At 69.6% G+C, this 13,118-nt stretch carries 14 protein-coding genes; 2 read left to right on the top strand and 12 right to left on the bottom strand.

The genetic code is table 11. The features are described from left to right. Nucleotides 1–226: 226 nt before the first annotated feature. A complete protein-coding gene (plsY, locus tag FMM06_RS16510; RefSeq protein WP_144335397.1) occupies nt 227–811 on the top strand; it encodes a glycerol-3-phosphate 1-O-acyltransferase PlsY in 585 nt (194 codons plus the stop codon). Further along, nucleotides 808–1,893 carry a DNA-processing protein DprA gene (gene dprA, locus FMM06_RS16505; protein WP_144335396.1) on the top strand — a complete coding sequence of 362 codons (1,086 nt, stop codon included), beginning with the start codon at nt 808–810 and terminating at the stop codon, nt 1,891–1,893. Before plsY ends, dprA begins: the two co-directional genes overlap by 4 nt. A 70-nt stretch (nt 1,894–1,963) precedes the next feature. Here dprA and rpmA read toward each other — a convergent pair whose 3' ends face one another. The 12 genes from rpmA to yidC form a co-directional block, all read right to left on the bottom strand. Then, the gene (rpmA, locus tag FMM06_RS16500; protein WP_144335395.1) at nt 1,964–2,245 is read right to left on the bottom strand and encodes a 50S ribosomal protein L27; all 282 of its coding nucleotides are present in this window, start codon (nt 2,243–2,245) and stop codon (nt 1,964–1,966) included. A gap of 12 nt (nt 2,246–2,257) precedes the next feature. After that, nucleotides 2,258–2,545, bottom strand: a complete 288-nt coding sequence (gene rplU / locus FMM06_RS16495; protein ID WP_144335394.1) for a 50S ribosomal protein L21 — start codon at nt 2,543–2,545, stop codon at nt 2,258–2,260. 108 nt (nt 2,546–2,653) lie between these two features. Next, the gene (gene metK / locus FMM06_RS16490; RefSeq protein ID WP_144335393.1) at nt 2,654–3,883 is read right to left on the bottom strand and encodes a methionine adenosyltransferase; all 1,230 of its coding nucleotides are present in this window, start codon (nt 3,881–3,883) and stop codon (nt 2,654–2,656) included. A 78-nt stretch (nt 3,884–3,961) separates the two neighbouring features. Further along, nucleotides 3,962–5,464, bottom strand: coding sequence for an apolipoprotein N-acyltransferase (lnt, locus tag FMM06_RS16485; RefSeq protein WP_144335392.1), 1,503 nt, complete (start codon nt 5,462–5,464; stop codon nt 3,962–3,964). Between the two features lie 38 nt (nt 5,465–5,502). Next, entirely contained in the window at nt 5,503–6,411 is a 909-nt protein-coding gene (locus FMM06_RS16480; protein ID WP_144335391.1) for a hemolysin family protein, read from the bottom strand. 18 nt (nt 6,412–6,429) lie between these two features. After that, nucleotides 6,430–6,930, bottom strand: a complete 501-nt coding sequence (gene ybeY, locus FMM06_RS16475; RefSeq protein ID WP_144335390.1) for an rRNA maturation RNase YbeY — start codon at nt 6,928–6,930, stop codon at nt 6,430–6,432. Next, nucleotides 6,930–7,991 carry a PhoH family protein gene (locus FMM06_RS16470; protein WP_144335389.1) on the bottom strand — a complete coding sequence of 354 codons (1,062 nt, stop codon included), beginning with the start codon at nt 7,989–7,991 and terminating at the stop codon, nt 6,930–6,932. The genes ybeY and FMM06_RS16470 overlap by 1 nt, the downstream gene beginning before the upstream one ends. Next, nucleotides 7,992–9,305 carry a tRNA (N6-isopentenyl adenosine(37)-C2)-methylthiotransferase MiaB gene (miaB, locus tag FMM06_RS16465; protein ID WP_268900734.1) on the bottom strand — a complete coding sequence of 438 codons (1,314 nt, stop codon included), beginning with the start codon at nt 9,303–9,305 and terminating at the stop codon, nt 7,992–7,994. It abuts the gene before it with no gap. 50 nt (nt 9,306–9,355) lie between these two features. Continuing rightward, a complete protein-coding gene (locus tag FMM06_RS16895; protein WP_185965236.1) occupies nt 9,356–9,961 on the bottom strand; it encodes a lysophospholipid acyltransferase family protein in 606 nt (201 codons plus the stop codon). A gap of 209 nt (nt 9,962–10,170) precedes the next feature. After that, nucleotides 10,171–10,638 carry a Fur family transcriptional regulator gene (locus FMM06_RS16890; protein ID WP_185965235.1) on the bottom strand — a complete coding sequence of 156 codons (468 nt, stop codon included), beginning with the start codon at nt 10,636–10,638 and terminating at the stop codon, nt 10,171–10,173. Nucleotides 10,639–10,687: 49 nt separating this feature from the next. Continuing rightward, complete coding sequence (gene yihA, locus FMM06_RS16455; protein WP_144335387.1) at nt 10,688–11,350, bottom strand: ribosome biogenesis GTP-binding protein YihA/YsxC; 663 nt, start codon at nt 11,348–11,350, stop codon at nt 10,688–10,690. Beyond that, nucleotides 11,347–13,086, bottom strand: a complete 1,740-nt coding sequence (gene yidC / locus FMM06_RS16450; RefSeq protein WP_144335386.1) for a membrane protein insertase YidC — start codon at nt 13,084–13,086, stop codon at nt 11,347–11,349. Before yidC ends, yihA begins: the two co-directional genes overlap by 4 nt. Nucleotides 13,087–13,118 lie beyond the last annotated feature (32 nt).

Genomic DNA, 13,118 nt, shown 5'->3' with positions numbered 1-13,118 from the left:
ACGAGGCCGGACGCCGGCAGCTCCCCCGGTTTCATGTTTACCCACGACCATGCTGCCGCCTCGACCCTGCATCGCTCGCACTGCCGGACTTCGTGTTTCCGCCTCGACCAGTCAGCGCCGGTCGGGGGTTCAAGGGGAGGCGGAGCGGCGTGGATCACCACCCCGACAGGCGTAGGACCGCCCGCCGGGGTTTCGTCGTGCGCGTGCGCCCGCTAGGGTCGCCCCCGTGCCGCTGATCCTCACCATCCTCGTCGGCTATCTGCTCGGCTCGATCCCCTTCGGGCTGCTGCTAGCGCGCGCGAACGGCATCGACCTGCGCAGCGTCGGATCGGGCAATATCGGTGCGACCAACGTGCTGCGCACCGGCGACAAGCGGCTCGCGGCGGCGACCCTGCTCCTCGACGCCGGCAAGGGGGCGCTCGCGGTCTGGCTGGCGATGCGCTTCGGCGACGCGAGCGCGATCCCCGTCGCGGCGGGGGCGGCGGCGTTCGTCGGCCATGTCTTCCCGGTCTGGCTAAAATTCCGCGGCGGCAAGGGCGTTGCGACGCTGCTCGGCGTGACGCTCGCGGTTCTACCCGTCGCGGCGCTGGTGTTCGGCGTCGTCTGGCTCGCGGTCGCGGTCGTCACGCGCCTGTCGTCGCTGGGCGGCATGCTGGCGGCGATTGCGGTGCCCGCGACCGCCTGGGGGGCGGGCCGGCTTGACCTCGTGCCGTGGCTGGCAGGGATGGTCGTGCTCCTGCTGATCATGCACCGCGAGAATATCGGGCGGCTGCGCGCCGGGACCGAGAGCCGCATCGGGGCCAAGCCTTGAACGACGACGCAGTTGCCCGGCTGCGCCTGATCCGCAGCGACCAGATCGGCCCCGTCACCTACCGGCAACTCGTCCAGCGCTTCGGCAGCGCGGGGGCCGCGCTCGATGCGCTGCCCGATCTCGCGCGGCGCGGCGGCGGCCGCCCGTTGCGCATCGCGACCGTCGAAGCGGCGCAGCGCGAGCTCGACGCCGTCGCAGGTTTCGGCGCGCAGCTGATCTTCATCGGCACCCCGGAGTATCCCAATTTGCTGGCGCGCACCGAGACCGCGCCCCCGGCGATTGCGGTCAAGGGCGACGCGGCGCTGCTCGAGCGTCCCGCCGTCGGCATCGTCGGCGCGCGCAACGCGAGTGCGGCGGGCACGCGATTCGCGCGCGGGCTGGCGAGCGACCTGGCCGACGCGGGTCTGGTCGTCGTGTCGGGGCTGGCACGCGGCATCGACGCCGCGGCGCACGAGGGCGCGCTGAGCGGCGGCACGGTGGCGGTGATCGCGGGCGGCATCGACGTCGCCTACCCGCCCGAGACCGCCGACCTGCAGCGCCGCATCGGCGAGTCCGGACTGGTCGTCGCCGAAATGCCCTTCGGCACCCAGCCGCAGGCGCGCCATTTCCCGCGCCGCAACCGGATCATCGCCGGGTTGTGCGCCGGCACGGTGGTCGTCGAAGGCGCGCTGCGCTCGGGCTCGCTGATCACCGCGCGACTCGCGGCCGAAGCCGGGCGCGAGGTCATGGCGATCCCCGGATCGCCGCTCGATCCGCGCGCGCAGGGATGCAACATGCTGATTCGCGAGGGCGCGACGCTCGTGCAGTCGGCCGCCGACATCGTCGAGGCGGTCAGCGGCTTCGGCGGTGGCGGCGAACTACGCTCGCCGGGCCTTGGCTACGAGTCGGGGCCGGTGGCGCTCGATACCGGCGACGCCGAGATCGCGGCGGTCACCGCGCTCCTGTCACCGACGCCGGTACCGATCGACGAGATCGTACGGCTGAGCGAACTGCCGAGCGCGGTCGTCGCGGCAGTGCTGCTCGATCTCGAACTCGGCGGCGCTCTGGTGCGCCACGCCGGCGGGCGGGTGGCGCTGGCCTAGACCCCAGACGCATCGAAGGCCGGAACCCGGCTGGGTCCCGACCTTCGCAAAACGTCTTCAAAAGAGAGGGTTACTCGGCGGCGATCGCAGCGGGCTCGACGACAGCGTCGACGCTGACGTACTTGCGGCCCTGCTTGCCGTCGTGGAACACGACGACGCCGGCATCGAGCGCGTACAGCGTGTGGTCGACGCCGCAGCCGACGTTGCGGCCCGGATAGACGCGGGTGCCGCGCTGGCGGACGATGATGCCGCCGCCCTGGACCTTCTGGCCCCCGAACAGCTTGACGCCGAGACGACGCCCTGCCGAGTCGCGACCGTTGCGCGATGAGCCGCCGGCTTTCTTATGTGCCATTGTCCGTTACCTTCAGGCGACGCTGGTGATCTTGAGCACGGTCAGCTGCTGACGGTGCCCGTTCTTCCGGCGATAGTTGTGGCGACGCTTCTTCTTGAAGATGATGACCTTGTCGCTCTTGGTCTGCGCGACGATGGTCGCGGCGACGGTGCCGCCCATCGTGATCTCGCCACCGACGCCCGACATCATGGCTTCGAGGTTGACGATGTCACCCGCGACGCCGTCGAGCTTCTCGACGAGGATCGTATCATCGGCGGCGACGCGATATTGCTTGCCGCCCGTGCGCACTACCGCGAACATGGTCTTGTTGCCTTGATCTTCAAACGTAAAGCGCGCGGGGGTTAGCCCGCGCGGGAAGCGGGTTGGTAGGGAAACGGCGCAGCCTTGTCAACGCACGCCGTTCGAAGTTCAGTTCGCGACCGCCGACTTCAGCGCATCGACCAGGTCGAGCTTCTCCCAGCTGAAGCCGCCGTCGGCATCGGGGGTACGCCCGAAGTGGCCATAGGCGGCGCTGCGCTGGTAGATCGGCTTGTTGAGGCCGAGGTGCGTACGGATGCCCTTGGGCGTCAGGCGGACGAGACGCGGCAGCGCCGCCTCCAGCACAGCCTCGTCGACCGTGCCGGTGCCGTGCAGGTCGACATAGACCGACAGCGGCTCGGCGACGCCGATCGCGTACGACAGCTGGATCGTGCAGCGGCGCGCGAGGCCCGCGGCGACGATGTTCTTCGCGAGGTAGCGCGTGATGTACGCTGCCGAGCGGTCGACCTTGGTCGGGTCCTTCCCCGAGAAGGCACCGCCGCCGTGGGGGCTGGCGCCGCCGTAGGTGTCCACGATGATCTTGCGCCCCGTCACGCCGGCGTCGCCGTCGGGGCCGCCGATCTCGAAGCGCCCGGTCGGATTGACGTGGATGACTGTCTCGTCGGTGATGAAGCCCGCGGGCAGCACGTCGTTGAAAACGCTCATCACATAGTCACGAAGCTGTCCGTACTTTTCCGGATCGCCCTCGTTGTTGTGCCAGTAATAGCCCGGCGCGTGCTGCGTCGAGACGACGAGCGCGGTCGCGCGGACGGGGATCTCGTTCTCGTAGGCCAGCGTCACCTGGCTCTTGGCGTCGGGCTCGAGGAAGGGTGCGGCGCCCGAATGGCGGTCGGCGGCCATGCGCTCGAGCACCTTGTGCGAATAATAGAGCGTCGCGGGCATGAAGTCGGGCGTCTCGTCGGTCGCATAGCCGAACATGATGCCCTGGTCGCCGGCGCCCTCGTCCTTGTTGCCGCTCTCGTCGACGCCCTGCGCGATGTGTGCCGACTGGGGGTGAAGGTGGTTCTCGAAGTGCAGGTTCTGCCAATGGAAGCCGTCCTGCTCGTAGCCGATGCGCTTGACCGTCTCGCGCACGACGGTCTGGATTTCCTCCTGCGCGCCCGGGGCCCAGTTGCCCTCGGCGTCGATCATGCCGGCACCACGGACTTCGCCCGCCAGCACGACGCGGTTGGTCGTGGTCAGCGTCTCGCACGCGACGCGCGCCTGCGGGTCCTTGGAGAGAAACAGGTCGACGACGGCGTCGCTGATCTGGTCGGCGACCTTGTCGGGATGGCCTTCGCTGACCGATTCGCTGGTGAAGATGAAGCTGCTGCGCGCCATTTGGGGTCCCGCCGATATGGATATGCCGTCTGCGCTCTAGGCAAGCCGGCGTCCGCGGGCAAGAATATAAAGCTATCCTTATATCCGCTTCCGGCTTGCCCATGCGGCGGCGAGGAGCAGCAGGCCGAACGCGGCGCTGGTCCAGTGGCCGAAGCGTGCGAAGAGGGTCGGCGGCAGCGCATCGGGCAGGCGCGCGCTGACCACCGCCATGCGGTGACGTTCGGCGGTGGCGACGACGCGGCCGCGCGCGTCGATCATGCCGGTCACGCCGGTCGGCGTGGCGCGGGCGACGGGGAGGCCTTCCTCGATCGCGCGCAGCCGCGCCTGCGCCATGTGCTGCGGCGGCCCCGACGGACCGAACCACGCATCGTTCGAGATGTTGAGCAGCCACCCCGGGCGGTTCGCCGGGTCCACGACGGCGGCGGGGAAGATCATCTCGTAGCAGATCTGGATGCCCGCAGCGGGAAAGCCCGGCAGGGTCAGCGTGCGCGGTCCGGGTCCGGGCAGGAAGTCGATGTCGCCCGGCGTCAGGCGTGCCAGCCCGATCACGGTCATGATGTCCCGCGCCGGGACATACTCGCCCAGCGGCACGAGGTGCGCCTTGTCGTAGCGGCCGCGCAGCGTGCCGGTCTGATCGACGACGAACAGGCTGTTGGTCGCCGACTTCACCTCGCCCGACGCATCGCGCTGCAACGCCTCGCCGCCGACGAGCAGCAGGTCGCCGGGCTTGAGCAGCGCCGCAAGCGCCGCGCGGGCGCCGGGATCTTCCTCGAGCAGATAGGGGATCGCCGATTCGGGCCAGGCGACGATCGCGGGGGCACGGTTCTCGGGCGCCGCGAGCGCGCCGCGGGTCAGGTTGAGGTAGCGCTGGAAATGCCGCTCCTCGAGCCCCGCCTCATACTTCTGCGACTGGCCGATATCGGGCTGGACGAGGTGGACCATCGGGCCGGTGGCGGGGACAGGCGCGGGGACCAGCAATCCGCCGAGCAGAGCGACGCCGCACACCGCACCCAACGTCAGCGCCGCGCTCAGCCGGTTGTGGCGCAGCGCGAGCATCACCGCCCCGCCCGCCAGCACCATCAGCCCCGACAGCCCGAGCCCGCCGAACAGGCTGCCCAACTGCGCGACGCCTGTATCGAGCCACGCCACGCCGAGCGGATTCCACGCGAAGCCCGACAGGACATGGCCGCGCAGCCATTCGGCGAGCATCCACGCCGCCGCCAGCACGAACACCCGCGCCGTCCGCGATTTCGTCGCCCACCAGGTCGCGAGCGTCGCCAGCCCCGGATACAGGCTGAGGAACATCGACAGCAGCACGACCGTCACCCAGCCGAGCGCCGGCGGCATCTTCGCCTGGTAGGTGAAGGCGGTCGCGATCCACGTCAGCCCGACGCAGAAATGTCCGACCCCGAACCACCAGCCCGTCGCGAACGCGCCGCGCCGCGACTGCGCGAGGTCAAGCAGCCAGACCAGCACCGCGACCGCGACCATGGTCAGCGGCCACAGCCCGAACGGCTCGAACCCGCAAGCCGCCAGCGCACCGGCGGCAAAGGCGATCAGGAAGCGGATGCGCGCGGACATGGGGCGCGCCTAGGCCGCGCGTGTGACAGCCGCAAGCCTCACGCCGCCGCGACGACGGGCGGATACAGGCGGACGCGCTTCACCAGCCGCGGGTCGCCGTCGATGATCTCGAAGCGCCAGCCGGTCGGGTGGACCACCGTCTCGCCGATCGCGGGGACGCGGCCCGCGAGCATGAACACCATGCCGCCCAGCGTATCGACATCCTCGCCGATGTCGTCGTCGGTCAGGTCGGTCTCGAGCGCGGTCTGCAATTCCTCGAGGTCGAGGCGCGCGTCGGCCTCGTAGACGCCCTCGCCGATCTCGAGCAGCAGTTTCTCCTGCGTCTCGTCGTGCTCGTCCTCGATATCGCCGACGATCTCCTCGACCAGGTCCTCGATCGTCACCAGGCCGTCGGTGCCGCCATATTCGTCGACGACGACCGCCATGTGGGTCTGCCCGGCACGCATCCGCGCCAGCAGGTCGAGGACGCGCATCGACGGCGGCACGTGGAGCACATCGCGGAGCAGCGACTCGACCTTGATGTCGAGGAAGGGCTGGCTCGACACCGCGTCGGAGAAAGTCTCGCTGATCCGCGCGTAGACATCCTTGATGTGAATCATCCCGATGACTTCATCGAGGCTGCCGCGGAACACCGGCATGCGGCTGTGGCCGGCATCGCGGAAGCGCGCGACGAGGGCGGAAAAGCTGTCATCGACGTCGAAGGCGATCATGTCGGCGCGTGGCACCGCAGTGTCGCCGACCAGCCGCTCGCCGAAATGCAGCAGGTTCTTGAGCATCGTGCGCTCGATCGGCGACAGGTCGTCGCCCTGCTCGCCCGCCGACGCATGCTCGTCGATCGCTTCCTCGAGGCTGGCGCGCAGCGACGGTTCGGCACCGCCACCGAGCAGGGTCTGCAGCCCGCGCCACAGCCGCGCGCCGAAATCGCCGGTACTGGCGGGGTCGCTCATCGTTCGAGGAAACCGTGTCTAGAGGTAGGGATCGGCGAGGCCGAGCCGCGCGAGAGCTGCGGTTTCGAGGCCCTCCATATGGGCTGCCGCTGCGTCGTCGCCATGGTCATAGCCTAGCAGGTGGAGAAGCCCGTGCGCAATCAGGTGCGTGGCGTGCGCAGGCGTATCGATCCCCTTCGCCGCGGCCTCGGCGGCGACGGTCTCGTACGCCAGGATGATGTCGCCCAGCAACACCTCGCCGTCGTCCGAATTGCCGAGCGTCTGGATCAGGTCGGGCTGCACCATCGGGAAGCTCAATACGTTGGTCGGCTGATCCTTGCCGCGATACTGCGCATTGAGCGTCCGCACCTCGGCATCGTCGGCGAGGCGCACGGCGACCTCCACCGAATAGCCCGCGCGGTCGAGCCCGGCGTGCGGCGTCTCCGCCAGGGCCGCAGTGCAGGCGCGCGACGCGAGCGCGCTCCAGTCGACGGCCGCGTCCCAGCCGGGCGTGGCGACTTCGGTTTCGATCAGCAGCATCAGGCGTCCTGCGGCGGGCCTTCGTAGGCGTCGACGATCTTGCCGACGATCGGGTGGCGCACGACCTCCTTCGACGAGAAGCGCAGGGTGGCGATCCCCTCGATGCCGTCCAATTTGCGCACCGCGTCCGCCAGCCCCGACGACCCCGGGTTGGGCAGGTCGACCTGGTTGGGGTCGCCGCACACGACCATACGGCTGCCCTCGCCGAAGCGCGTCAGGAACATCTTCATCTGCAGCGGCGTGGTGTTCTGCGCCTCGTCGAGGATGATGAAGGCGCGCGACAAAGTGCGACCGCGCATGAAGGCCAGCGGCGCGATCTCGATCTCTCCGCTCGCAAGCCTTCGTTCGACCTGTTCGGCGGGCAGCATGTCGTACAGCGCGTCGTAAAGCGGACGCAGATAGGGATCGACCTTGTCCTTCATGTCGCCGGGCAGGAAGCCGAGCCGCTCGCCCGCCTCGACCGCGGGCCGCGACAGCACCAGCCGGTCGACCGACCCCGCGACGAGCTGGCTGACCGCCTGTGCGACCGCGAGATAGGTCTTGCCGGTGCCCGCCGGCCCGAGCGCGAAGATCACGTCGTGGCTGCCCAGCGCCTCGATATAGCGGACCTGCGTCGGCGAGCGCGCGACGATGACCTTGCGCCGCGTGCGGATCACCGACGGCGACGACGCGAGGCCCGAATCGGCGTGGGTCAGCCCGAACAGCGACGGCTCCTGCGCCAGCGACAGCGCCCCCTCGACATCGCCCAAATCGACGCCAAGCCCTTGAGCGAGGCGGTTGTACAGCCCGGTCAGCACGTCGCGGGCGCGGGCGGCCGAGTCGGCCTCGCCCTCGATCGTCACGCGGTTGCCCCGCGCCGCGATATAGACGCCGAGGCGGTTTTCGAGCGCGATCAGGTTCTGGTCGTACTGGCCGAACAGGGGGCCGAGCAGCTGCGGCCGGTCGAACTCGGCCTCGACCTTGACGCGGTCGCTGCCCGAAACCGGGCCCCTCGCCGGGGCTCCCCGGGCGGGAGCGCGTCGGGACGTCGCGTCACGCGACGGCGGCTTGGATTTCGCCACTCAGGCAGCCTGGGCCAAGGTCACTAAGCGTCCCTCCAGCGAGTTGGGTTGGGCATCGACCAGCTCGACCTGCGCAATGTCGCCGATCTTGAGGCTCGCGTCACTCACGAAAACCGACTGCAGCCACGGCGATTTGCCGATCAGCTGGCCGGGGCGGCGGCCGGCGCGTTCGAACAGCACGTCGCAGGTCTTGCCGACGCTGGCGCGGTTGAAGGCGATCGCGCCCTCGCCGATGACGCGCTGCAATTCGGCGAGGCGCGCGTCCTTGACGTCTTCGGGGACCTGGCCCGCCATCGTTGCCGCCGGCGTGCCCGGGCGAGGCGAATATTTGAAGCTGTACGCCTGCGCATAACCGACTTCGCGCACCAGGCTGAGTGTCGCGTCGAAGTCGGCGTCGGTCTCGCCCGGGAAGCCGACGATGAAGTCGCCCGAGATCGCGATGCCCGGCACCTGATGCTGGATATCGGCGATCTGCGCCATGTAGCTGTCGCGCGTGTGGGCGCGGTTCATGCGGCGCAGCAGCGGGTCCGACCCCGCCTGCACGGGCAGGTGGAGATAGGGCATCAGCTGCGGCACCTCGCGGTGCGCGTCGATCAGGGCCTGCGTCATGTCGCGCGGGTGCGAGGTCGTGTAGCGGATGCGCGCGATGCCCGGCACCTGCGCGACGCGGCGGATCAGCCCCGCGAGGTCGAGCGTGCCGCCGCCGTCCTCGTCGCCGTGGTACGCATTGACGTTCTGCCCAAGCAGCGTGAGTTCGCGCGCGCCCGCGTCGGCCAGCGCACGCGCCTCGGCCAGCACCGCGCCAACAGGCCGCGAGACCTCGCCGCCGCGCGTATAGGGGACGACGCAGAAGGTGCAGAACTTGTCGCATCCCTCCTGCACCGTCAGGAAGGCGTTGGTGCCGACCGAGCGGCGGCGCGTCGGCAGGGCGTCGAACTTGGGGACGACGGGCATGTCGGTATCGACCATACGGTGGCCCTTCAGCAACTCGGGCAGGCGGTGGTACGCCTGCGGCCCGACGACGACATCGACCGCCGGCGCGCGGCGCAGCACTTCCGCCCCCTCGGCCTGCGCGACGCACCCCGCGACGACGATGCGCGGCGCCCCGCCGTCTCGCGCGCGCAGCCGCCCGATGTCCGAATAGACTTTCTCCGCCGCCTTCTCGCGGATGTGGCAGGTGTTGAGGACGACGACATCGGCGCCCTCGATGCCCTCCGCGACCATCCCCTCGGCCTCGAGCAGCTCGCCGATGCGCTCGGCATCATAGGCGTTCATCTGGCAGCCGAAGGATTTGACGTGGTAAGTCTGGGTCACAGGACTTCCGGTATCGAATTGCCTCCCCTTAGCCGCAAGGCCGCCGGGCGTCACGCGAAGCCCCGCATCAACCGCAGATACTCGGCCGCGATGACCTCCCGGCAATGCCGCGACAGCGCCTTGCGGTCGGCGAAGTCGGCCATGCGGACGGCGGGATGGAAGACGACTTCGGCGCGGACGCGGCCCAGTGCGGTGAACTCGACCGCGTGGGGGATCAGGTCGGTGTCGCCGATCCAGACGATGTCGGGCAGCGTCTCGCGGGTGATCGGCATGCCATTGAGGCGGGTATAGGCGACGGTCACGGGCTGGATGACCAGCGCGGGGTCGTCGCCGACCGCGGCGAACAGCGCGCTCTTGAAGGGCAGGACCGCGACGCCGTCGCCGGTCGTCGCCTCGGGGAACAGGATGACGTTCTCGCGCGCCTGCAGGCGCTCGGCGATGGCGGTGCGCTGCTCGCCGCTCGCCTGGCGGCGGTCACGCTCGACGTAGAGGGTGCGCTGCAGGCTTGCCAGCCAGCCGACCACCTTGATCTGCTCGACGTCGGACTTGGCGACGAAAGCCGCCTGGACGAGGCTGCCCAGCACCGGGATGTCAGCCCAGCTGACATGGTTCGAGACGAACAATATGCCGCCCTGGCGTGCCGGGCGGCCGTGCACCTTGACCCGGATGCCGAGCGCGCGGGTCAGCGCCTTGTGGAACAGCCACGGCAGCCGCTGGCGGCCGCGCGGGCGGATGGTGCGCGCGATCAGCTCGACGGGGATCAGCAGGCCGGCGGCGGCGAGCGTGCCGGCCAGTGCCTTGGCGGGACCGAAGCGCTGGAAGCGCTGCGCTCGGCGGGCGCGGGCCGCCAGTCTGGCGGCTGGGGTCAGGGCGCGCGCTCCGCGGGGTCGAGGGTCGCGACCTCCTCCAGCGCCGGGTCGGGTGCGACCGGGCGGCCGTACAGCTCCATGCGATGGTCGACGAGGGTGAAGCCCATCCGCTCGGCGATGCGGCGCTGCAGCTCCTCGAGCTCGTCGTCGTGGAATTCGAAGACCTGGCCGGTCTCGACGTTGATCAGATGGTCGTGATGCTCGTCGGGCGCGGTCTCGTAGCGCGAGCGGCCGCCGTTGAAATCGTGGCGCGCCAGGATGCCCGCCTCCTCGAACAGCCGCACCGTGCGATAGACGGTGGCGATCGAGATGCGCGGGTCGATCTGCGCCGAGCGGCGGTGCAGCTCCTCGACATCGGGATGGTCGTCGGCGTCGGACAGGACGCGCGCGATGACGCGCCGCTGCTCGGTGATGCGCAGCCCCTTGGACGCACACAGCGCCTCGATGTCGATGCGTCCGGTCATGGCGGCGGTTGTAGGGTGGCGGCCGCGGTGCGGCAAGCGCCGCGCGGCTCTAACTCTTCGCCGCCGCGACCACCGCCGCACGCAGTTCGGGCAGGCCCGTGCCCTTGTCGCTGCTCGTCGCGAGCAGTTCGGGGAAGGCGGCGGGGTGCTTCGCCGCCTCGACCGCCATCTTGGCGCGCGTCGCCTCGAGCTCGGTCGGCTTGATCTTGTCGGCCTTGGTCAGCACGAGCTGATAGCTGACCGCCGCCTTGTCGAGCAGCGCCATGATCTGCGCGTCGACCGGCTTGATGCCGTGGCGCGAATCGATCAGCAGCAGCACGCGCTTGAGGACGGCTCGCCCGCGCAGATAGTCGAACACCAGGTCCTGCCACTTGCGCACGATGTCCTTGGGTGCCTCGGCATAGCCGTAGCCCGGCATGTCGATCAGGCGGAAGCTCAAGGGTTCGCCGACGTCGAAGACGTTGAGTTCCTGCGTCCGCCCCGGCGTGTTCGACGTGCGCGCCAGCCCATGCTGGCCGGTCAGCGCGTTGAGCAGCGACGACTTGCCGACGTTCGACCGGCCGGCGAACGCGATCTCGGGCACCTTCGCCTCGGGCAGGAACTCGAGCGCGGGAGCCGACAGGCGGAATTCGATCGGCCCGGCGAAGACGCGCCGGGCGTCCTCGAAACGGTAGAGCCGCTCCTTCTCCGTCTCTGGCGTATCGTCGCTCACGTCTTGGCCAGCGGCGCGGGCGTCGGCTCGGCGGGCATCGGGTAGCGGCGCAGCATCAGCCACTGTTGCAGGATCGAGACGCAGTTGTTGACCGTCCAGTACAGCTGCAGCCCGGCCGCGAACGGCGCCATGATGAACATGAACACCCACGGCATGACCGCGAACACCTGCCGCTGGACCGGGTCCATGACCTGCGGGCTGAGCTTCTGCTGCAGCCACATGGTGATGCCGAGCAGGATCGGCAGGACGCCCAGCGCGATGATGTGCGGCGGGGTCCAGTCGATCAGCCCGAACAGGTTGAGCGGCGTCACGGGATCGGGCGCCGACAGGTCGCGGATCCACAGCACGAAGGGCTGGTGGCGCATCTCGGTCGAGATCAGCAGCGTCTTGTACAGCGCGTAGAACACCGGGATCTGCACCAGGATCGGCAGGCAGCCCGCGACCGGGTTGACCTTCTCGCGCTTGTACAGCTCCATCATCTCGGTCTGGAGCTTGGGCTTGTCGTCCTTGTAGCGCGTCTGCAGTTCCTTCAGCCGCGGCGCGACGATGCGCATCTTGGCCATCGACGCGTACTGCTTGTTCGCCAGCGGGAACATCAGCGTGCGGATGATCAGCGTCAGGCCGATGATCGCGACCCCGAAGTTGCCGGTCAGGCCGAACAGCCAGTGCAGGACCATGTAGATCGGCTGCGCGATGACGCGGAACCAGCCCCAGTCGATCGACCGGTCGAGGAGCGGCACGCCGAGCGTATCGCGGTAATGATTGAGCGCCTCGACCTCTTTCGCGCCGGCGAACAGCCGGTTGGTCACGGTCGCCGCCGCACCGGGGGCAACGGCCACCGCGCCGCTGAGGAAGTCGGTCTGGAAGCGGTCGCCGGTCGTGCTGGCGAAGCGGAAGGCCTGGGGCTTCGACTGGTCGGGGATCAGCGCGGCGAGCCAGTATTTCTCGCCGATGCCGAGCCAGCCGCCGGTCGTCGTCGCGGCGATCTGCCCGGCCTCGCGCAGCTTTTCATAGGTCACGTCGGTATCGACGAGCCGGTCATTGTAGACGCCGATCGGGCCGTTGTGGAGCTGGAAGGTCGCGGGCTCGAGGCCCTCGCCGAGGTGGCTGACGAGGCCGAACGGCTGGACGGTCAGCGGCGTGGTGCCGGTGTTGCGCACCGTCTGCTGCGCGGTGAACAGCCACTGGTCGTCGACCGACAGCTTGATCTCGAACACCGCGCCCGTCGGGCCGGTCGTCGTCAGCACGACGGGGGTGCGCGGCGTCAGCGTGCCGGTCGCGGTCCACAGTGCGTCGGGGGCGGGGGCGCCCGCGCCGGTCCAGCCGAACTGCGCGAAATAAGCGCGCGGGGCGCCACTGGGGGCGAACAAACGCACTGCAGGGGCGTCACGGCGAATCGTCTCGCGATAGGTCTTGAACACCAGGTCGTCGATCCGCGCGCCCTTCAGGTTGATCGTGCCCGCAAGGCGCGGCGTCTCGATCTGGATGCGCGGCGACTCGCCTACGACCAGCTCGGCAGGGCGGAGCGGGCCGGCGCTGGTGCCGGGCACGGGGATCGCGGGGGTCACGCCGGGGACCACGGGCGCGGGCGACGCGGGCGACCCGGCGGGTGCGGCCGCGACGGTGCGCGCGGCCGGCGGCGGCGCGGGCAGGAAGCGGTCCGAGAACAGCGTCCAGCCGATAAGCACCAGCGCCGACAGCGCGATGGCGAGGATCATGTTGCGATTGTCGGTCAAGATCGGTCTTTCGGAAGTCGGTGCGCCCTTAG

It is taken from the genome of Glacieibacterium frigidum, assembly GCF_007097155.1.
GTDB lineage: Bacteria > Pseudomonadota > Alphaproteobacteria > Sphingomonadales > Sphingomonadaceae > Glacieibacterium > Glacieibacterium frigidum.
This window is presented reverse-complemented; position numbering and strand designations above follow the sequence as displayed.

What these genes read in the sequence shown, in the direction of transcription:
- rpmA (WP_144335395.1), bottom strand. Translation starts at nt 2,245, where the DNA reads ATGGCACATAAGAAAGCCGGCGGCTCATCGCGCAACGGTCGCGACTCG.
- rplU (WP_144335394.1), bottom strand. Translation starts at nt 2,545, where the DNA reads ATGTTCGCGGTAGTGCGCACGGGCGGCAAGCAATATCGCGTCGCCGCC.
- metK (WP_144335393.1), bottom strand. Translation starts at nt 3,883, where the DNA reads ATGGCGCGCAGCAGCTTCATCTTCACCAGCGAATCGGTCAGCGAAGGC.
- lnt (WP_144335392.1), bottom strand. Translation starts at nt 5,464, where the DNA reads ATGTCCGCGCGCATCCGCTTCCTGATCGCCTTTGCCGCCGGTGCGCTG.
- FMM06_RS16480 (WP_144335391.1), bottom strand. Translation starts at nt 6,411, where the DNA reads ATGAGCGACCCCGCCAGTACCGGCGATTTCGGCGCGCGGCTGTGGCGC.
- ybeY (WP_144335390.1), bottom strand. Translation starts at nt 6,930, where the DNA reads ATGCTGCTGATCGAAACCGAAGTCGCCACGCCCGGCTGGGACGCGGCC.
- FMM06_RS16890 (WP_185965235.1), bottom strand. Translation starts at nt 10,638, where the DNA reads ATGACCGGACGCATCGACATCGAGGCGCTGTGTGCGTCCAAGGGGCTG.